23 protein-coding genes are annotated in these 18,395 nt (G+C 40.1%); 5 read left to right on the top strand and 18 right to left on the bottom strand.

Features of this window, described 5'->3' with window-relative positions:
- The first annotated feature begins 92 nt into the window (after nucleotides 1-92).
- Nucleotides 93-716, top strand: a complete 624-nt coding sequence (locus tag ACXAC4_RS05350) for a membrane lipoprotein lipid attachment site-containing protein (RefSeq protein WP_475159593.1) — start codon at nucleotides 93-95, stop codon at nucleotides 714-716.
- A 98-nt stretch (nucleotides 717-814) separates the two neighbouring features.
- On the opposite strand, the gene ACXAC4_RS05345 is transcribed toward ACXAC4_RS05350, so the two are convergent.
- The 13 genes from ACXAC4_RS05345 to ACXAC4_RS05285 all read right to left on the bottom strand — a co-directional run bounded on the left by ACXAC4_RS05345 (nucleotide 815) and on the right by ACXAC4_RS05285 (nucleotide 12,575).
- Nucleotides 815-1,387, bottom strand: coding sequence for a helix-turn-helix domain-containing protein (locus tag ACXAC4_RS05345; protein ID WP_475159592.1), 573 nt, complete (start codon nucleotides 1,385-1,387; stop codon nucleotides 815-817).
- A gap of 143 nt (nucleotides 1,388-1,530) precedes the next feature.
- Entirely contained in the window at nucleotides 1,531-2,001 is a 471-nt protein-coding gene (locus ACXAC4_RS05340) for a GNAT family N-acetyltransferase (protein WP_475159590.1), read from the bottom strand.
- A gap of 163 nt (nucleotides 2,002-2,164) precedes the next feature.
- Entirely contained in the window at nucleotides 2,165-2,689 is a 525-nt protein-coding gene (locus tag ACXAC4_RS05335) for a hypothetical protein (protein ID WP_475159589.1), read from the bottom strand.
- A gap of 13 nt (nucleotides 2,690-2,702) precedes the next feature.
- Nucleotides 2,703-3,119 carry a hypothetical protein gene (locus ACXAC4_RS05330; protein WP_475159588.1) on the bottom strand — a complete coding sequence of 139 codons (417 nt, stop codon included), beginning with the start codon at nucleotides 3,117-3,119 and terminating at the stop codon, nucleotides 2,703-2,705.
- 107 nt (nucleotides 3,120-3,226) lie between these two features.
- Nucleotides 3,227-3,637 (bottom strand): hypothetical protein, encoded by a 411-nt coding sequence (locus tag ACXAC4_RS05325; RefSeq protein ID WP_475159586.1) that lies wholly within the window; start codon nucleotides 3,635-3,637, stop codon nucleotides 3,227-3,229.
- Between the two features lie 11 nt (nucleotides 3,638-3,648).
- Nucleotides 3,649-4,836 (bottom strand): hypothetical protein, encoded by a 1,188-nt coding sequence (locus ACXAC4_RS05320; protein ID WP_475159585.1) that lies wholly within the window; start codon nucleotides 4,834-4,836, stop codon nucleotides 3,649-3,651.
- 75 nt (nucleotides 4,837-4,911) lie between these two features.
- On the bottom strand, nucleotides 4,912-6,015 hold the full coding sequence (locus tag ACXAC4_RS05315) for a hypothetical protein (protein WP_475159583.1): 1,104 nt from the start codon (nucleotides 6,013-6,015) through the stop codon (nucleotides 4,912-4,914).
- A gap of 19 nt (nucleotides 6,016-6,034) precedes the next feature.
- Nucleotides 6,035-7,231 (bottom strand): ABC transporter substrate-binding protein, encoded by a 1,197-nt coding sequence (locus ACXAC4_RS05310; RefSeq protein ID WP_475159582.1) that lies wholly within the window; start codon nucleotides 7,229-7,231, stop codon nucleotides 6,035-6,037.
- Nucleotides 7,213-9,603, bottom strand: a complete 2,391-nt coding sequence (locus ACXAC4_RS05305) for an MFS transporter (protein ID WP_475159581.1) — start codon at nucleotides 9,601-9,603, stop codon at nucleotides 7,213-7,215. Before ACXAC4_RS05305 ends, ACXAC4_RS05310 begins: the two co-directional genes overlap by 19 nt.
- A complete protein-coding gene (locus ACXAC4_RS05300; protein WP_475159579.1) occupies nucleotides 9,594-10,718 on the bottom strand; it encodes an ATP-grasp domain-containing protein in 1,125 nt (374 codons plus the stop codon). Before ACXAC4_RS05300 ends, ACXAC4_RS05305 begins: the two co-directional genes overlap by 10 nt.
- A gap of 12 nt (nucleotides 10,719-10,730) precedes the next feature.
- Complete coding sequence (locus ACXAC4_RS05295) at nucleotides 10,731-11,363, bottom strand: DUF2490 domain-containing protein (RefSeq protein ID WP_475159577.1); 633 nt, start codon at nucleotides 11,361-11,363, stop codon at nucleotides 10,731-10,733.
- A 265-nt stretch (nucleotides 11,364-11,628) separates the two neighbouring features.
- Complete coding sequence (locus tag ACXAC4_RS05290) at nucleotides 11,629-11,865, bottom strand: hypothetical protein (RefSeq protein ID WP_349285802.1); 237 nt, start codon at nucleotides 11,863-11,865, stop codon at nucleotides 11,629-11,631.
- Entirely contained in the window at nucleotides 11,865-12,575 is a 711-nt protein-coding gene (locus ACXAC4_RS05285) for a DUF2589 domain-containing protein (protein WP_349285801.1), read from the bottom strand. The genes ACXAC4_RS05290 and ACXAC4_RS05285 overlap by 1 nt, the downstream gene beginning before the upstream one ends.
- A gap of 172 nt (nucleotides 12,576-12,747) precedes the next feature.
- On the opposite strand from ACXAC4_RS05285, the gene ACXAC4_RS05280 reads away from it, so the two are divergent.
- The 3 genes from ACXAC4_RS05280 (at nucleotide 12,748) to ACXAC4_RS05270 (ending at nucleotide 14,610) form a co-directional block, all read left to right on the top strand.
- On the top strand, nucleotides 12,748-13,308 hold the full coding sequence (locus ACXAC4_RS05280; protein ID WP_349285800.1) for a DUF2589 domain-containing protein: 561 nt from the start codon (nucleotides 12,748-12,750) through the stop codon (nucleotides 13,306-13,308).
- 5 nt (nucleotides 13,309-13,313) lie between these two features.
- Nucleotides 13,314-13,760 carry a DUF2589 domain-containing protein gene (locus tag ACXAC4_RS05275; protein WP_475159574.1) on the top strand — a complete coding sequence of 149 codons (447 nt, stop codon included), beginning with the start codon at nucleotides 13,314-13,316 and terminating at the stop codon, nucleotides 13,758-13,760.
- A 115-nt stretch (nucleotides 13,761-13,875) separates the two neighbouring features.
- The gene (locus tag ACXAC4_RS05270; RefSeq protein ID WP_475159573.1) at nucleotides 13,876-14,610 is read left to right on the top strand and encodes a hypothetical protein; all 735 of its coding nucleotides are present in this window, start codon (nucleotides 13,876-13,878) and stop codon (nucleotides 14,608-14,610) included.
- 28 nt (nucleotides 14,611-14,638) lie between these two features.
- Here ACXAC4_RS05270 and ACXAC4_RS05265 read toward each other — a convergent pair whose 3' ends face one another.
- Genes ACXAC4_RS05265 through ACXAC4_RS05255 form a run of 3 tightly spaced genes read right to left on the bottom strand, consistent with a single transcriptional unit; the run spans nucleotide 14,639 to nucleotide 16,153 of the window.
- The gene (locus ACXAC4_RS05265; protein WP_475159571.1) at nucleotides 14,639-14,911 is read right to left on the bottom strand and encodes a hypothetical protein; all 273 of its coding nucleotides are present in this window, start codon (nucleotides 14,909-14,911) and stop codon (nucleotides 14,639-14,641) included.
- Nucleotides 14,912-14,960: 49 nt separating this feature from the next.
- Nucleotides 14,961-15,479 carry a GNAT family N-acetyltransferase gene (locus ACXAC4_RS05260; RefSeq protein WP_475159570.1) on the bottom strand — a complete coding sequence of 173 codons (519 nt, stop codon included), beginning with the start codon at nucleotides 15,477-15,479 and terminating at the stop codon, nucleotides 14,961-14,963.
- Between the two features lie 23 nt (nucleotides 15,480-15,502).
- Nucleotides 15,503-16,153, bottom strand: coding sequence for an NAD(P)H-binding protein (locus ACXAC4_RS05255; RefSeq protein ID WP_475159567.1), 651 nt, complete (start codon nucleotides 16,151-16,153; stop codon nucleotides 15,503-15,505).
- 310 nt (nucleotides 16,154-16,463) lie between these two features.
- On the opposite strand from ACXAC4_RS05255, the gene ACXAC4_RS05250 reads away from it, so the two are divergent.
- Nucleotides 16,464-16,934, top strand: a complete 471-nt coding sequence (locus ACXAC4_RS05250; RefSeq protein ID WP_475159565.1) for a DUF4410 domain-containing protein — start codon at nucleotides 16,464-16,466, stop codon at nucleotides 16,932-16,934.
- Between the two features lie 263 nt (nucleotides 16,935-17,197).
- Here the strand turns inward: ACXAC4_RS05250 and ACXAC4_RS05245 are convergent, their stop codons facing one another.
- Both ACXAC4_RS05245 and ACXAC4_RS05240 read right to left on the bottom strand, forming a co-directional pair.
- Complete coding sequence (locus tag ACXAC4_RS05245; protein WP_475159564.1) at nucleotides 17,198-17,428, bottom strand: hypothetical protein; 231 nt, start codon at nucleotides 17,426-17,428, stop codon at nucleotides 17,198-17,200.
- A 118-nt stretch (nucleotides 17,429-17,546) separates the two neighbouring features.
- Complete coding sequence (locus ACXAC4_RS05240; RefSeq protein ID WP_475159562.1) at nucleotides 17,547-18,395, bottom strand: acyl-CoA thioester hydrolase/BAAT C-terminal domain-containing protein; 849 nt, start codon at nucleotides 18,393-18,395, stop codon at nucleotides 17,547-17,549.

Genomic DNA, 18,395 nt, shown 5'->3' with positions numbered 1-18,395 from the left:
TTATTTTAAAATGAAAGAATAAACCCCTTTTATAACAATAAGCTTGAGCCCTATGGAAAATTGCGGTTCTCATAAAAATAATGGAAAACTTAATGAAGAAAATTTTATTTATTCTTTTAGCCACATTTCTACTTTCAGGTTGTGCGGCTACTACTGTCAAACAAGATTACAGCCTAAATGAATCTACTGATAAGGGCTTATTAGTGACCTCTATTAGTTACCAAGGCGGTTATTCTGGCTACGCCGTTTATTTTAAAAACACAAAAACAAATAAACTAGATTATGTTGAGTTTGGTGCTGGTTCTACGCTTATCCCAATCCCACCAAAAGGAGACTTTTCTCACCTAAATAGAAAAGGTGAAGTCTTTGCTACTGAGCTTCCCGCTGGCGAATATCATATATGGCGTTGGAGAGTTCAAAGTGGCTATGCAACCTTAACACCGATAAACCCAATGAAAGTCGAGTTTAAAATAGAGCCAGGAAAAGCAACTTATTTAGGTAACTTTGATTTCATAGAAACAAGTAGTCTCGGTTTTACGGTGACGGGGGTTGACGTTAATTACTCTGACCAGTCTGAAATAGACCTTGATATACTAATGAAAAAACTGCCTAACATTCAAAAAGATCAAATAATTAAGGGTATCAAGGAAGGTGCTGTTTATTCCGGAATTGGTGGCTCAAGTCAAGCAAGCTGGACCATTCCTGTCATTCTTTAGTTTTGTACCGTGCCAGCTAAGTACAACTTAACTGGCTAACTCTTTCTATTATTAATTGTCAGAACACAACCTCAATTGTCGCTTTATAATCCCTCTTTTTATTGTCGAAATTTAATAATAGATATCGTCATTAGGCATAATCCACCTACCCCCAATGCAAATAGCTCCCACATCGGTTTGCCAAGACTCAGAAAAAAATACAACACGCCAATCACAAGCATGGTGCTGAGAGGCGTACCAATCGAAGCTAATACAAGAGGAATAAATTGTTTTTGCTTAAAGGCTGAAATGACACTTGGCGTCATAATTAAGATACCAAGACCTGTAAGAAAATAACTCATAAAGCTCATATACGTAGAGTAAGGATCACCTGGAAGCTGTAAAGGTTGAGTTGCAAGTGACAAGGTGAGTATGACTAACCCAATAAATAAGCCGTATTGCAGTTTTTGTGACGTTTCAAGTTGATAAGTTTGTTGTAGTTCAGAGACGTCGACCTCAAAAGTTGCTGCTAAACTTATTACCGTATTCAAAGACGCTGCACCTTCAGATTCAACTCTTTGCACTGTGCGCACGCTTAAACCTGAAGCTAGAGCCAATTGCTCTTGCGGCCAACCTTTACTCATTCTTAACTGGCGGACTTTTTCTTTAGAAATGTTCACTTGCTTATTCATTATGGTTTTTAGGGTTGTATTTAAACTTTTTCAGCAGATTACATAGTTTATATAAAAACCGTCACGACAGTTTCCCGCCAACGTCTTGAAAACATCGACATAGAAACACAACTATATGTTTTTATTGCTTATTTTAAATTCTTTTAATTTAATACTTTTTGCATCACTGCCACATCAACACCTCGGTAATTAACCTGGGTTTCAATCTCCCAGCCAAGTTTGGCATAAAGACCCCCATTCAAAGACTCAGTCTGCAAGTGTAGGAGGTTGATTTTGAGTTCAATGGCACGTTTTTCTGCATTCTGAACCAATTGGGATGCGATGTGCTGTCCTCTGTAGTCTGGGTTAACATACACACCACCCAGCCAATATTCTTTATCGGGATAAATTGTCATTTCACGGTACTTAATTTGTACCGCGCCCACCAGGGTATCTCCTTCAACCGCTAAGATGATTAATGGAATACCATCAATGTTTAAATACGCTTTGAGTTTCTCTTGAAATGCAAACTCGGTGCTGTTTTCAACATACTCGCCCCATTCATCAAAATACCACTCGGCTAACTGTTTGATATGTTGAGGATGCTTGGCTAAATACGTCCATTCAATGGTCATGGCTACTTCCTTATGTATCGGTTAAGTACATGATGAACATAACGAAAGGTGAGGTTAAAGCCAACCAAAAGTTTATTTGATAAATGTGAGAAAGGACTATTTGAACGAGATAAGAGGTCTGGCGGCGTATTCAATGTCAGCGAATCACCAAACCCCACATAATTTAATTTAGGTTTTCTTCAATGAAAACAGACTTTTCGATTTGCTGAAAAATGCTGTTGTAGTATTCAGGATCAGTCACCATTTTAGTATCAACAATTTCACCGTCACTATTCATACGCTTACCAACTGCATTAATACGCACTGTACTCACGCCAGATAACTCAGTAACGTTGGCCGAAATATCTACGATTAAAATATCTTCGAAATTATTATCACCAAAAATCCAATTCAGACCAAAGGTTAAATAAGTTGCGACCGCTTTAGTGACAATTTCGGCGCCATTGAGCTCGGTAGAACTGTAATGCGCAATCACCACACCAGAGTTGGCGTCAGACGACTTTAAAGTGAAACCCCTGTCTAATAAAGCGTTGATTAACCCTTTATAGACTCGAATATGGTCTGAAGTTTGATATTCTTTGGTTTGTAAACTTCGTACTTCCATTGTCGACATTTGCGTCTGGTTCGAGGCACAGCCAACAAGAAATAAAGCCACACAAGCTGCAATGACTAATTTCAGTTTAAACATGCTTGTACCTCAATTAAAACTTACTGCGGTGGTAAGCAATCGAAGCAACATTATCTTGCGCATCAAATTTAATGATCACGGTAAGTGTTTTAGAGCTCACTTGGCTAGAGCCTTGCTCTGAAGAAATAATACCGCCGCCATTACCAGAGAAGTAACCTAACGCACCGCCTGTGGTTTGATATACCTGTTCTTTTGAAAAGCGATCATATACCCAAACTTCATTGCCCTCTGGGTTAGTTTTAACAATATTTGGGCTACCAAGTGCTGTTAACACGTCTGTTGACGGCATACCAGTTGTTATTTCTTTTTGCACAACACCCACAGTTAATTGATTGGTATTGTCGTCTTTTTCTGCGTTTGGCGAAGTCGCACAACCAGAAAGCGCCACAGTTAAAGCTATTGCAGCTAAACAACCATATTGTTTTTTCATCTTATTTTCCCTAAAGAATAATTATTATGGTTCAATATTTTTGCACAGTTTCAAACAAAAACATACCCAATTTAGCTCCATTAAAGAGCAAAGGTTTAACAAAAAATTTATTGCCTTTCATTTTTATACCATTTCATATTAGCCTTTTTAAAATGAGTTAATAACTTACTTTTAATGCCTACTTCTTTTAGACAAAAATACAAGTGATCAACACAGTTATAATGCTCAATGCTGTAATTTGGTGCATAGCGGCTGGTGAGGTGCTGATAGAGCTCGTCAATTTTAGTTTCATTTTTTGATAGTAGAAGTGGCTGCTTATAGATAACTTTCCCTTTGCGCGGAATAGATTCTCTAATATAACCGTTAAAGCCAAAACCATGCGCTGCAGAGGTTTTATGGGTTAAGTCACTTACTACCAAACACGCATGTTTACGATACAGCGGATGCTGCTCAGGTAGCCTGAGCAGATCGGTCGCATAAGAGTGGCGAATATAAGCGGTTATCAGAAACTGGCTCATCAAACATAGTCTTAAAATTGCAAAAACAACCGTAAGCCTGAGTGTCTTGCTTGCACCCTATTACTTTGCTTATCTGGCCACTGCCATTGATTGAACAAGGATACAGAGGCCATATCATGCAAGGTATATTTGAGCCAGGCTTCTCCTTGATGTATTTCATCATCTTGCTTTGCTTGTTGCCTTTCAGTCGCTACACCTAGACCTAACTGCCAGTTGCTTTGCGTCCATGTTGAAGCCACACTCAGAGTAGAATGGGTGAGTGTTTGCTTAAATTCAGGAGAAGTAATATCCGTTTGTGTTTCGACGTCACTTTGCTGTTGCTTGGTAAAGCCCATTCTCACCAACAAAGCTAATTCGCCTGTGCTTATTGGTTGGTGATATTGCAAGGCAGAGTAAATTCCCGTTGCCGCTTCGGCCTGATTTTTCCAAGCACCTAAATGTACTTCTGAGTTGTTAACGCGCCATTTCACTTCACTGGCGATAAATAGTTGGCTGTTGCCCTGCATAAGTACATCAGCGTAATTGCCTTGTTTATCCGCCACTCCCTCACTTCGACTCACTAATAAAGTGTATCCCAGCTCATTTTCACTGGGCTGTTTTAGATAGCGTATGCCCAAGGTGTAATCTGGCGTGTAGATGCTGGTGTTATTCACCAAAGCTGGCAGTAAAAATTGGGTGTTTTCGTCATTGGCAATGCCATTGGTATCGACACCGCCTTCGATATCTAACAAACCAATGGTGAGTTCGGTGTCTGTATTGCTATTTGGCTGTTTAAATGCGCCTGAGTCTTGCCAATAAAACGTAGAAATTTGAGCTCTGCCGGCTTCATTTGCATCTTGTGTGGTCAGCAAGTCGGCACTACTTTCGAATAATGCGAACAAAGCTTGTCCTTGCTCATCGGGCGTTTGGCTGTACTCAATACCAAGCTGAATTAATTGTTGTGTGTTCAATTGCAGACCAAGATCAATATTTGCCGAAAATAGTGAGCTCGAAAATCCTTGTTTAGTGTTTTGCTGTGTGGTCCAAAGCGTTGAAGCATCAATCGTGAGAGCATGCTCATCTTTTGGCGTATAAGCTTGGCTGTGAATAGAAAACAAGACACCAGAAATAAATAGTTTAAGGGTTATAAGTAACTGAACTACTTTACCAATACCATGCCGTCTAGCGCTGATTTTTAAAGAAAAAAGGGATTGCCTCATAGTGTGACTCTTCTGCTGAAAAATCACACTTTAAACAAGATTAAAATCGATAAATTGGGGAAACCCTCTGACTAATCAGGCTTTTTTATCACCTAATCGATTCGCAATGTTATCCATCAATGCAAACATAATTTCGACGTTGTAGCCCAGAACAAACGCGAACAGCATAGGTGAATAACTACCTTGTGGTACCCCTGTGCCCTCCCCCATCAACATACTACTAGACACACCGGCAACACCACCGAGCAAAATACGTAAGTTGTAATCTAAACAGAGTTTTTTGGAAAACGTACCGCGCTTGAAGTCAAGGTGTAGGTTTCTCAATACCAAAGTTAATGCGCCTAATAGCCCATACAGCAGGGGTAAAATATAATTCGCCAATAAGTTAACCACATATTCGGCCGAAAGCCGTGAGTCAAAAAAGGCTTGCCGAGCTTGATGAAGCACAAAGGCTTTATCTAACTCCGAGATCTTATCTTTTAGCTGTGTAATTTGCTTAGCGCTTTCATGACTTCGTGGCTGCTCAGTAATGAAGTCTAATTGCGCCGTTAACTTGGCTTTACTCTGCTGATATTTAAATTTATCAAACTCCGAAATCGTCACTTCATGGCTAAAACCCAATCGCCAATATGTGTTCCACCTGAGTAGCAAGGTACGATTTGCATCAAACTCCTGATCAAGCTCTTGCTCTTTGCGCTTTATGGCTAGCCACTCAGAACTTGCTTTATGTGAGGGATTTAAACTCAGTGCCTGTAGCTTTTCTCGAAACTCATTACGTTCTGCGAATAACGCATGGGTTTTATGAATTACCCCGATACCAACCATATAATAAGTTTGCAAGCTCACTGTCAGTACAATAATGGCACATACTAACAACCCATAATATAAAGGAATACGGTGTACTTGTTTGAATTGCTTAGGAAAGCGCGCCTGCCAAGAGTGGCTAGGATTACTGTCACGAATACTCACTACACTGGCTGGCGCAACCTGCTTAACTAGCTCATTAAAGTATTGCCAAAACGCCGCTTCCTCTTCTTCTGACAATGCTTTTTGTTCGTTAAACTCGGTTTTTATTCTAAGTACGTCTTTGAGTAACTTGCCGTCAAGCTGTAAGCCTTGACGACAAATGTAAGCCACCAGTAATTCCAGCTCTGCCATTGCTTCCTCGAGCTCTGTCATAACTGTCAGCCCTATTTATTTAAAGCTGTGTCGGAGACACAATCAAGCCGCCAACTTTCATCGGCTCTCCTTGGCTATTGAAAATATGCAGGGCATCTTCTAAGAAGTTAATGGGTAGACTGGTGATTTCATCAGGTTTTCGCATCAAGTTTATGGCAATATCAGGTGCTTTTACTAAGCCTACGGGCAACTCACCTGGCTTGCCTTTGTGCATTAGAATACGCTTCGCATAGTTTGCAGCTAAACGGGCGTTACTTTCAAAGCTGACACCTATAGCCATAAAGACACTGCGCTCACCACCTTCAACATGACTCGGCGTGACACTCAGCACAGGCACATTTTGCGCATAGACGTTAATCAGATCGACATTCTCATAAAGCTCAGAGCTGCCTGTCACTAAAAAGGCTTTGGCTTGGTTCGATTTCTCAAGCTCAACAAACTCTTGCATTTTGCGCTCAAGATTATGATTTGGGTCTTTTAAATCCACACCAATTTCGCTCACTTTTACTTTATATGCCTCTTGGAGGCTCAGAAACGGTTTTACCTGTGTCACCACTGAACTGGTGTTATTGGTATCATAAATAATTGCCAAGTCTGTGAGATCTGATAAGAACTTAGATTTGATATAGGCCAGTTGCGTGTCTACATTAATGTTCAAAGATGTATAAGCAATGTTTGTTTGGCTTTTCATCAACACGGGATCAACATAACCCATGGCTATCGGATCTTTACTACAGGCACTGACAACCGGAATCGCGCCATTTTTGTAATTTCGACTTACAAAATCAGTTGCCTTAGAGCCCATTGAAAAAATGAGATCGAACTGTTTTAACTGCGCCCATGCAACCATAGCTTCGGCTTCCACTTCATTGCCTTCATAATTGAATAAAGTGAAATTGGTTTTTATGCCTGAGTTTCTAAAATCACGGGCAATCTCTGCCGTAGAAATATCATAGGCGGTGGACCATTTGGGTGATAAAACCAAAATCTTAAATTGCGGATCGGGGTAGCGATTTAACTCCGCTTGCTCTTTCAATCGCCCTGTTTTGGCGCTTTTTACAAAACGCTTTTTACAGGTTAAACCATTATGCTCTGGCGCAACCTTTTGATAAGCGATAAACATTCTATCGCAAAAACCCACTTCAAAAGCCTGAGTTTTGAACACACTTAAAAAAACTGTGAAAAACAGCGTCAATATTACTTGTCCTTTTGACATGTTAACCTCATAAAAATATAAAAAACAAATCCCATAGCAACGAAAATACAAGCCACCAAAGACAAGTTAGTATTCACTTTGCTATTGCTATCTTGTACCAAAATTACTGCTGTCAACATGGGGCCCAATACCGCCCCCATGCGTTCCAAAAATCGATAATTAGCCGCGGTAATGTCACTGCCAAATTGTTTAGCATAGTGACTACTCAGCATCACCCCGACCAATGGGCTGCCCAATGTGCCCTGAAAAAAGCCCACCATAAGTACCGCAATCACAATAACGCTCACCGACAACAGTTCTTGATAGCTTTGCAGTGACCCATAGTGACTTAAGGTATGCGCCACCCACTCAAAACTGGCTATGAGCATAATGCTTAACCCTGCTCCCAAAACACTCAAACTAATGGCTCGTAGTTGGTTATTGGCATTGGGCTTAGCTAAATGTGTCGCAATCAGGATCGCGAAGAAATACAAGGCAATGATTTGCCCAGCGATATTAGGGTCTGCAAACTGCTGATTGATAAGCACTGGGATATAAATCAAGATCACCCCGGTATGTATGGCTTTGATTGGAATGGCGATAAGTAACAAGCATTGCTGTAATTGCCTATCTTTAAACATCATTAATAAGTCTGTTAGTAACCCCTTGCTTGCAGAGGGTTTAGCATCGTCGTCACCACTTGTATCGACTGCCAGCTCTATAGATTGATTCAAGCTATAAAGAAATGTCAGGCCGCCAATAACAGCTGCACTCATAAATACCCCTGAAACGCCTAAAATTGGCACCACGACCGCTCCCACTGACACCCCAGCGATGGCCCCGATATAAAAACCAATTAATAATTGATTACTCGCTGAAAACTGAGGGTGAGATTGAGCGATACGTAAAAACTGACTTTGCACACAGATCACCAATAACCCCTGTGACATACCCGATAATAATCGCGCAATTGCAAGTAACTCAGCTTCAACAAAATAGGCAAGCACAAGCAACGACAGACTATTTACCACCAAGGCCAAACGAAGCATTGTTTGAACGCCAAAACGTCTCACCCACACTGCTGCTGGCACCATGACACAAGCAAATCCTAAGAAGTACAAACTGAATATCAACTGTAATTCGCCGCTACCAAGCGCCAGTGTTTGCCTTAAGTAAGCAGGAAAAAAAGATAAGGTGATCGACTCAAGCAAAACACCCAAAACAAAAATTGCTCTGATTGCTCGATAGCTACTCGGTAAAGCAGAATTTCTCACTTTACTGCTTCGCTGACTGCTGACTACAGCTTCAACTAAGACATTTAAAATCAATAATAAAGCGGCTAATAAAATGAAAATATTGCGAACGGCCTTCCACAATTTTTGATAAATGTCGTTACTTAGCACCTCACTACACACTTGGTAATCAGACAAACCAATTTGTCGACAGTTTGTTATGACACCCTCTTTGTTATCTAGTCCTGATGCTTCACCCAACTTAAACACATTCAAACTGTGCAAAATACTGTTATTAACCCGATAAGGCTCTAATAACTCATCAACACCACGTACCTGATGATCTAAATCAAACCCCATATCGGTCACTTCACTCAAACGCTGCGACAATAAATCAAGCACAGCATCACTTTGACCAATAATTTTGGTTTGATATAGAGAAAAAGAGGTCATCACCAATTGCACGATAAGTAAGCTAAATACACAATAAAACGCCCACTTCAAGGTACTGGCCTTAGCTTGTTTTTGGAAAAGCCCTGCCACAAAAAAGGTAAAAATAATGAAAACCCAAGGTATTGAATCGATAATTTTGCCAAATGCTTGATGGATTTCTTGATTGAAAATGCCCGCAGTCAGGGCGATTGAAAGCACGCCTACATCAGCGGTATTAGTTGCCAATGGCAGTTGCAAAACATATTGCTGTGAGGCTGCTTTAGGCAGCACTAAACCAAGTATATCAATGTCAATTTGCTCAACGAGTTGTCCTGGAGCTGCTGAGCAAGATAAGGGAATGAGAGCACTGTTTTGCGTGTCAGCTTGCGCATAAATGGGTTTTATTTCAGCCCGTTCGACCCCTTGGGTTTGCAATGCAAAAGTATGTACTTGCGGTGCAAACCCTTTGTATTCAATCGGCATACCTAAGCTGAGCGACTGATTAATTTGCTGACGTAAGATATGTGATTGATTACAAATATTTTTAAGCACCAACTCTGGGGCAACCCGGTATGCTTCACCCGCGGCAATGAACACTATCACAGCAACACACAATAATAAGGTGACTTGCAATTGCACAGTTTGCTTAAGCAAATACATTAGCCCAATGCGATTTACTGCCTCATGTTGCTCTTTGGGGTTATGCATAACCTCTGACTCTACTGACATGGCGCACCTATACGTGCTAACAGCGCATGATATTTAGGTGTTCGATGCAAAGATAAATGGCTCAAACTGACTTGAACTAAATAGTCTAAAAATTGCGTGTACGAGACTTTGAGCTCTTGCAAACCCATTGCAACCAAGCTGCCTGTTCCATTATGTACAGCCCCTAAATCAGGTTTAGGGTTTGCTTCAAGAACACATAACTGTCCTTTTGAATCCATTCTCAAATCAAGCCTAAACAAGCAATATAAGTTCAACACGGAAAAGAGCTTTCTACAATAAGCTGTCACCGTCTCATTAAGATGCGCTTGTTGCTCATCAGATAATGTAATGATGGAGTCCGTACCGATTGGCTTGATATCCATTGACGTAAATATGCGATTGCCTGGCCCTAAATTGCGCTGATAAATACCAAAACAAGTGGGCGAAGCCAGTTCCCCCATGGTTGGGATCACCGAAGCACAGTATTCGTCTCCTGATAAAAACTGCTCAATTAAAACGGCACTTTGCGTGTGTGAATAAACCTGCTGACAAACCTCATTTAATTCGCGCAAAGAGTTTACTAAATGCACATGGTTAGAAGCCCGCCCCGATACAGGTTTAACAATGAGTTTAGCATCGCCAAAGAAGTGAAGTTTGTTATGCCTGAGCACCAATTCTTCAGCCGTATTTGGCTTTTCAGGATGCCAAAGCACATACTCTGCCGTAGGAATAGCAAGTTGCTGTAAAAGCTTTTTAAACAGAAATTTATTATCCATAAGCGCGGCATTAAGCGGCGTATGCCCAACATAAGGGATACCCAAACTTTCTAACAGCGCGGCACCATGGCAACAAGGATCTGCGCCTTGCATCCCTCCCGTATTTAGCCAAGCAAAGTCGATTTTATTTTCAGCTAACTGCTTAGCTAAATGCTGATCATCGGCCAAACAGATAACATGATTAAATCCTGCTTGCTCAAGCCCTTCTTTGATATCATTCGCCACCTTTTGATAGCTTTTCCAGCTTCGCGTGTTGTAGCTTCGATAAATCACTGAACCTACTTGTGCAGGATCAGCAGAATAAATCACCGCAATATGCCCATTTAACTTCAATGTATTCAGTGCCGTATTTACAGACATCGCCTTCACTCCTTAAAACTGCCAAGCCAAACCTAATACATGGCTGTATTCTCCGGTTTTACTTTTTCGTCTTAACAAGTAGCTGACTTGTGCGCCCATCAAAGCATCTTTTAAAGTGAAAGCAAAAGGTACAAGGCGGTATTCAGTAAGCTGATAGTCTTCATCTAAAATCCACTCTTGGCGAATGTGAAAGCGCTTAATATGAGCGAGTGATGCATCTTTATCTGCACTTACTCTAATACGATAGCGACCATTGGTTTCGCTGTCTTTTTCAATATATTCAACGCGATTGCGTAAACCAAAACGCCAGCCACTGGCGAGCTTTCCTGATGAAAACGACGCTTCTAGTTCTAAACGTTGTAACTGGTCATCACCTGCGGTGTTATACAAGCGGATGAACTTACCCGCGGTTGCTACTTTGACATGTTCGTTAAGCTTGTAACTCAACTTGGGCCCGGCAAAAAAACCGCTCAAGTCATCTACTCCATTTTGAGTTCTCAATTCGGTGTAAAATGAACTTGAAACCGTCCCTTGTTTAAAAAGCGTCTTATTTGCCGACACCCATAATTGCTGATCTTCTGCATTTATCTTTGCTGTAAACAACCCGCATGTCACAAACAACAACGACCATAAAACCTGTTTCATAAATATCCTCTTTAATCTCATTTATGTGTTTTGAAACAGCCTTAGTATGTTGTTTTAAATAAGTGTTTAATCGGTGGAATGCGTTGTAAAATCAGGGGATTATATTTAACTTAGTGGTATTGATGAGACGCGAAGTAAATTCGCTGCTACAGAGATTTAATTTTTGGGACTAAATAAATTTAGGTAGCACCGACTTCATGTCGGGTTATGGTTGAGTTTAAAAAATGAGCTTACAGCTACCGACATATACTCGGTAGCATAGATATTAAGCCAAACTCGGTGTGTTACCTGCATCTTGCAATGACGCAGTCACATGTTGATAGTTTTGATACGCTTTTAAACCACGTTCAAATACATTCGCGCTTTGCGGCTTTAAAGAGAGCTCACTCTTACAGCAACTGCATGTAAAAGATTTACCCTGCAGCAATAAATTAGGCTCAATCACAATAGGGCTTTTACGCCCTTCTGATTCACAATATGGACAATCAATTATTGTACTCATTAGTTACTTTTACCTCCTGAGGCGTCAGCTTTGGTCCCATCGCCACTGATGATCACAGGTGAAATGTTGTCTGTATACGCTTTAATTATCACCCCAACTCCTTCGGGCAAAGGCAACTGACCTGCATGTACTTTGACATCGTAAGTTGCTTTGTTGCTCTTATTATATTTTTCAGTCTCACTATTTTTACTTTCATTCGAATATGACACTGAGCCTGAGACTTCTGTAGAGCCTAAGCCGTAATTCAGCTTCTGAGTAAACGACGCTTCTGCGCCGACCGACTGACTTTGCTCATTGCTTTTCTCATGAGAAAAGCTCGATTTAACTTCCATATTAAAATGAATGTTCACGTCATCAACAGCGAGTGCATTTAAAGGAAGTAAGGTCAGTAATGGCAAATGAATTTCTGACTCAACCGATGATTGAGTGGTGGTGATTTCTCCATCTTTATTACTGGTAGTGAGCACTGGGCGTTTTAATGTTAACGCCACCATAATGGGCTCGAGCATCTCACCTTTAAACTCAGAGTCTTGTGACTTGCTCTCAGCCTTATTGAAGCAAGTATCTAACATAAACTGTACTTGCGTCATCGCCATTTTATGGTTGGCCTGCGCAGCCGCCATTAATGGCCCGCCAATTAAGTCTTTCATTGGCAAACCGCTGAATTGTTGCGCCATCGACAGCAGCGCAGGCCCTTGATTTACACTCATGGTATTTTCCTTTCGTTGTGTATGAGCATATAAGGTTAAAGGCTTTTAAATTTGAACAATCGTGTAAAACTGGTTTCTACTCAGGCAATTTTACGTCTTGAGATCCGAGTTCTGCCCGAGTTTTAAGAAAGTTAAATCGCTATTGTGTGAAAAATTTTAACTGGACCTGCATATGATCAACCTACAAGAATTTGTTCAAACTATACACACTGCCACTGCAGCTGCGGGCGAAGCATTAATACAAAAAAACCTTGGCCTCATTGACCAATTTTTTGAACCTGTTGAAGATGAGCCTGAACAATCAGCATCAGGTAATGCCCGAAAAGCTGCGATTAATTCACGTACTGAGACACAAACACCCCATGAAGAGCCTCCAGTGCAAGTCATGAAACCACGTATGGTCGCGGTGCAATATCCAAAAACCACCAAGGATGGCGCCAGTATTCAAACGGTCAATGTGCCTTTGATCACCCTAGTACCCCTCTCTCAGGTTGAGCTCAAAGAGATGGAATTTGCCACTGAACTGGAACTCAGCGTAAACGGTGAAGACTTACAAGTATCCTTCCCAAAACGCACAGCCAAGAGCCAAGATTTAGCGGCTGAAGGGGCTAACTTAGGCAATGGCGGCAAGGCGAAACTGGAAGTGAAAATCGCCGCCATGGAAACCCCAGATGGCTTACGTTATTTGGTTGATGGATATGAACGTGCGTTACGTTCTCAGATCCCAGGATAATTGTTTTGGCCAGTTCATTAAATAACGCAAAAGTGAAAATCAGTGATGCAGATCCACTCTTAAACCAGCTTGCCGGTGCACTCTATCAGGCACAACAAATGACAGAAGTAGACAAATACCATGCATTACTGAACCGCTTAAATATTAATTCACAGGAAGAGTTAGAGGCTAAAACAGTGTGCATAAGCATGCCCGTTTACAATGATGATAAAACGCTCACACATACCCTGATTGAAACGCCTTTGTTAAGCTTATTCCCATTGTCATTCTTGCAAATAGAGCATGTAAAACTCGATGTAGAGCTATTTATTGAACGTTCAGATGAAGACAAATCAAGCCTCACTTTTAAGGCTAAATCCGGTTTGTTTTCGAAAAATCAACCTTGTCGGTTAAGTGTGAAATTAGATAGAAAGAGTGGCCTGTCTTCAAATCTCCTTGTAGACAATCAGTAGGCGATCTTATCTCCTAGCGCAAACTTTTTGAGCGCCAGCCGAACAGTGACTAACCCAAAGCAAAATGCTATTGTCGATTACGGTAGGTTTATATGAGATACAAGGAATATGAGATTTGAGTAGTTCTGACAACAAGCAGGAAAAATTAAAACAACTCTCTGAAATGTATTTATTCGAAGAACTCTTCAAATTGATAAGAGTATCTTCGGGATTAAGTATTACCTTTTGTTATCTGGTGTTGTTGCTAACCAGTATGTCCTATTTACACCTTTACTATAGTGAATTCGATATCAGTATAGTTAAGTATGTCTCGCTCGAAGATATGCTCGCCACACCAATAAAAAACCCAAGCATCGTCATAATTTATGTCACTGTACTTTTTGTATTAATTTTCGCCGATATAGGTAATCGCTTTCGAGCCAGAAAAAAATTAGAATACGGCGATACGCCAATGCCAAAACTTATGCGATTTATAAGTGCCTTGCTTTGGGCGCCTAGCAACCCTAAAACTAACTTGCGGTTTACCATTATAACGGTCGCTGTATGCGTTATTGCTTATATTTTCGCATTTGCAGATATTGAAGCGAGCATAGTTAAGTCTGGTAAAGGCACAAAGGTATCGATTATTTTAAGCGACCAAGAAAAGCCTATCCATACCTCTTTATTAGGCACCAGTGTGAATTATGTGTTCACTTATGACCATGAATCAGAAGAAGCGACAATCTTTTATGTTGAAGCAATAAAATCGATTAAAAGCTTCAAACAAGTTGCTGAAAAGGTAAATACCATTGAAGAACAAAAAATAAGCCCCTCAAAAAGTGAACCCGAAAGTGAAAAAAAAGCTAAGTAGCTAATATTTAAGTGAACTAACTTTTAAACTACTCTTTCTTTTCAAGCTGAAGCGAAAAACTTATAAAAACTCCAGTGATAATGCCTATCAACACACTTGAGAACATACCAAATTGCGATACGAGTGGATTCAGGGCAAATATGAAGAAGAAAATTAATGGGATAACACCTATTACTAGGAATTTCGAGTTAATAGCCACTTCTATTATAGTTTGACAGTGGGGACAGGCTTTATATTTACCCCACTTATTCAAGGCCTTTGAAAAAAAGCCTATATCATTTTCGCATGCTGGGCATTTCATTGTTTAACTTCCCTTAAATTCCTTTTTAAAACACATTGAATTAAATCACTTAAACGCTATTTAATGAACCCTTATTTAGTACATATTCAAAAAAGTCGATGTTTTCATGTTCATTTTCTTGGGGTATAAAACCCAATTTCAACAGTAAGTTAGCAGAAGCAACATTTCCTTTATCTACCCCGCCAACAAGGCTTCGCCACGACTCTATTTGCTCTGCGCGCTTTATAAAGGCATGCAATAGCTCACTTGCAAGGCCTTTACCCCAATATTCTTGCGCAAGTAAGTAGCCTATGTGTTTCTCAGCCTTGTCTGTATTACTAACAAATACAAAACCTAAACATGCATCGCCTTTATCTTTAATTAAAAAAAACCGGCTCTCTGAGCGCATTTGACTTAACCAAGATTTAGCTTCTGCGGTATTCCTCACGCCATGAAAGTAAGGCGGCAGGCTTGCCACAACGGTCTCTGTCAAAATGCTTGGGATCGCAGCTATTAATGTGTTATCACATACAGCTTCAGCATTTAACTCAATTAAATTGAGTCGTTGGGTTGATAAGTAAAGTGCCATTTTTATCTCTTGAGTTGGAAAGTTTATACCTCGTCAGGAAAACAAGCATCTAGCGTAAATCGTTGTACGCCTGTTTTTAACTTCAAACTTTCTTGACACATTTTTATTGCTACTTGCTCCCCGAAAATTGGCTTATAGCGTTTTAGTAAAGGTAAGTGGCATAGTGTAGGCAATATCCAACTACCAAGCTTTTCTCCAAACCTAAAGCCTTCTCGCTCTCCAAGTAACAGTGATGGTTGAAAAATACAGATACGTTGAAAGTTTAGCCCGGTCACTTTGTCTTCTAACTCACCTTTCATTTGTAAATACGCACTCTTGCTTTTAGCGTTAGCGCCACTTGAAGAAACTAAGAAGTATTCAGACACACCATTATCTGCAGCAAGTTCAGCAGCCTTTAGCTGATAATCAAGGTCAACAACACGCTGAGCTTCAATAGAACCCGCTTGCTTTTTTGTGGTGCCTAAACAAGAGAATAAAATATCACTGTTAAATACATCATTAAATTGCTCTAAGTGAGCAAAATCAACTACGATATTTTCGACGTTGGAGTTGCTGAACTTTACCTTTCTTCTCGTTATGGCGGTTACTTCTTCATACTCGGGCTGTTGAGCTAACATTTCAACAAGGTGTTTACCAATTAACCCTGTTGCACCAATAACCGTTGCTTTTTTCATTTTCTCTTACCTATTGATTCACTCAAGGCGTTTAACTTTGGGCAATTAAATTAGGGGCCTTAAAATAAACTTGTTTGTAACATTTTAAAAAAGGCTATCTGCATAAGGGAATTTACACTTAAAAGAAAGGCTAAAATGACTGTACTTTAAAACAAAACTTTAGCTCCCCCCTCCCATTCAACTTAAATAATATTTACTTAATTTTTACTCAATGGCATCATAACGGGTCTTTTGTTATGCCTAGCTCACGATAATAAAGAGCATTTTATAACTTTAAGTAACTATAATAATTAATGTATTAGGAAATAAAATGAAAAAAACACTAGGAATTCTATTCTTTAGTTTATTACTAAGTGCTTGTTCAAGCTCAACTAAGATTTCTCAGGCTATCGAATCTCGTAACCAAGCACAGATGAAATATGCAAATATAGAGTTAAAAAGCAAAGCCCCAGATGCGCCCGAGCACTTTTCTGAAGCGGTCAAATCATACTTAAAAATGGAACTAAAAAACAAAGGTTTTTACAGTGAGAATGATGGCAGCTCAATTACAGTAGATATTGTTGATTATCGAATGAGATCAGGTTTCACAAGAGCAATGTTTGGCATACTGGCTGGAAAGGATGGCGTTGACTCAGAAGTCACTGTCACAGATGAGAATGGCAAAGTAATCGGTAAGTCAAAAGTTTCGAGCTTTAATGTTATGGCCATTGGTGATATGCAAGATATCGCACGTATGCATGCTGAAGAGATTGCAAAGTTTCTCATCGGTAAACAAGGTTAAGTTACTGTTTTAATTTAAACTAAACCCTCTTTAGCCTGCTTTAATATACAATAGAGGGTTTAGTACCGGCCTATAAATCCCTCGGCTGATTTTCTCCTGAAAACTTCTTTATAACACCTTAGTAATCAAATTAGCTTACACACATTGAGAATGTGTTTAGTCTGAACAAAAATTACAGCTAAGCCATTGAAAAATATAATTTATAAATTAAAAAGGCCGATATGTACCGGCCTCAGTCAAGAACTTTATGTTTCTACGAGATACTAAATACGCGTATCTACACAAGCCTCTTGAGGCGTACTAAAGCAATAGCCTGGGCCTGTAGGGCAGCCAAAGAACGCATCAGTGTTTAACCAAGCACAATGATTCGTAGGTACACACACGGTATTGTTATCAGTGAAAGCGCCACCCGCAACTTGAGGTGTTGCATTCATAGCCAGTGACTTATCATTATTGAGTTGTTTTAGATTTTTTTTATGCAGTTTTAATTTCATTTTATTATCCTTATGAAAAGTTTCCCTGCCAATTGGCAGTTCCTATAACATAAACTTGAATAAAGAAATTAACAATGCTTGTGCTTTGGAAAACTCAATAAAATTTCATATCTGAGTTTTATGACCGACAACTAGCTACTAAATGCTGTTTTAAAAATTCGCTAACCTGATTAAGGGTTTGTCTATCAAAGCCATAGTGCCCCCCTTCCAGTGCGATATGCTCGAAAGAGTATTCATACTCTTGCTTTTCAAGATACTCCATCACTTCATTCGCCATATCGTAAGACGGCCAAATTTCATCTTGCTTAGCTGACACGAGCAAAACTGGCCCTTTATTTTTATCTATCGGTATTCTAGCCTGTTCAATTTCAAGCTCTGTCGCCTTACCTAAGGCTTGTTCGAAAGCTGGCGTAAACTCGCCTGTCACATTGCCTTTTTGCATTTGCCAAGAAAACAATGGTGCGCTGATATATGCCAATGGCTGGTTTTTTAAAGTCCAACTAGATTTGTCTGTTACTGTTTTCACTGCATTCCAAGTGACATGGCTTGGCATAACAGCGACCACATGATTAATCGAATCAAAGTGACTACCCAGCAATAAAGCCAACTCAGCACCTTTTGAGAAGCCGAAAACCGCCACGCAGTTGTTGTTGATTTTGTCGCTATTAGCCAATAAAGAGATACGCTTTTCTATTTCTTCTAATGACAACTCAGCTGCATTACTGGGTGTACTGTCTGTACCAAAATAGCCAAGTGATGCCACTGACATGCCTGTTTCATTTAATCTATCAAAAATTGGCTGCCACTGTGGTTTTGCAAGTGTATTGCCTCCATCGCTGCCTCCGAGCAAAATCACTAAAGGGTGTTTTTGACCATCATCGATGAACTGAGTTTTAACGTCTTGCGTGTTTTGGCTTGAACAGGCCGCAAGCAGGCCTACCAAGATACATGGCATTATTTTTTTCAT

The organism is Pseudoalteromonas sp. AWM4_233 (genome assembly GCF_056158285.1).
Note: the sequence above shows the minus strand (reverse complement) of the source record. Positions and strands in the feature narration are given on the sequence as shown.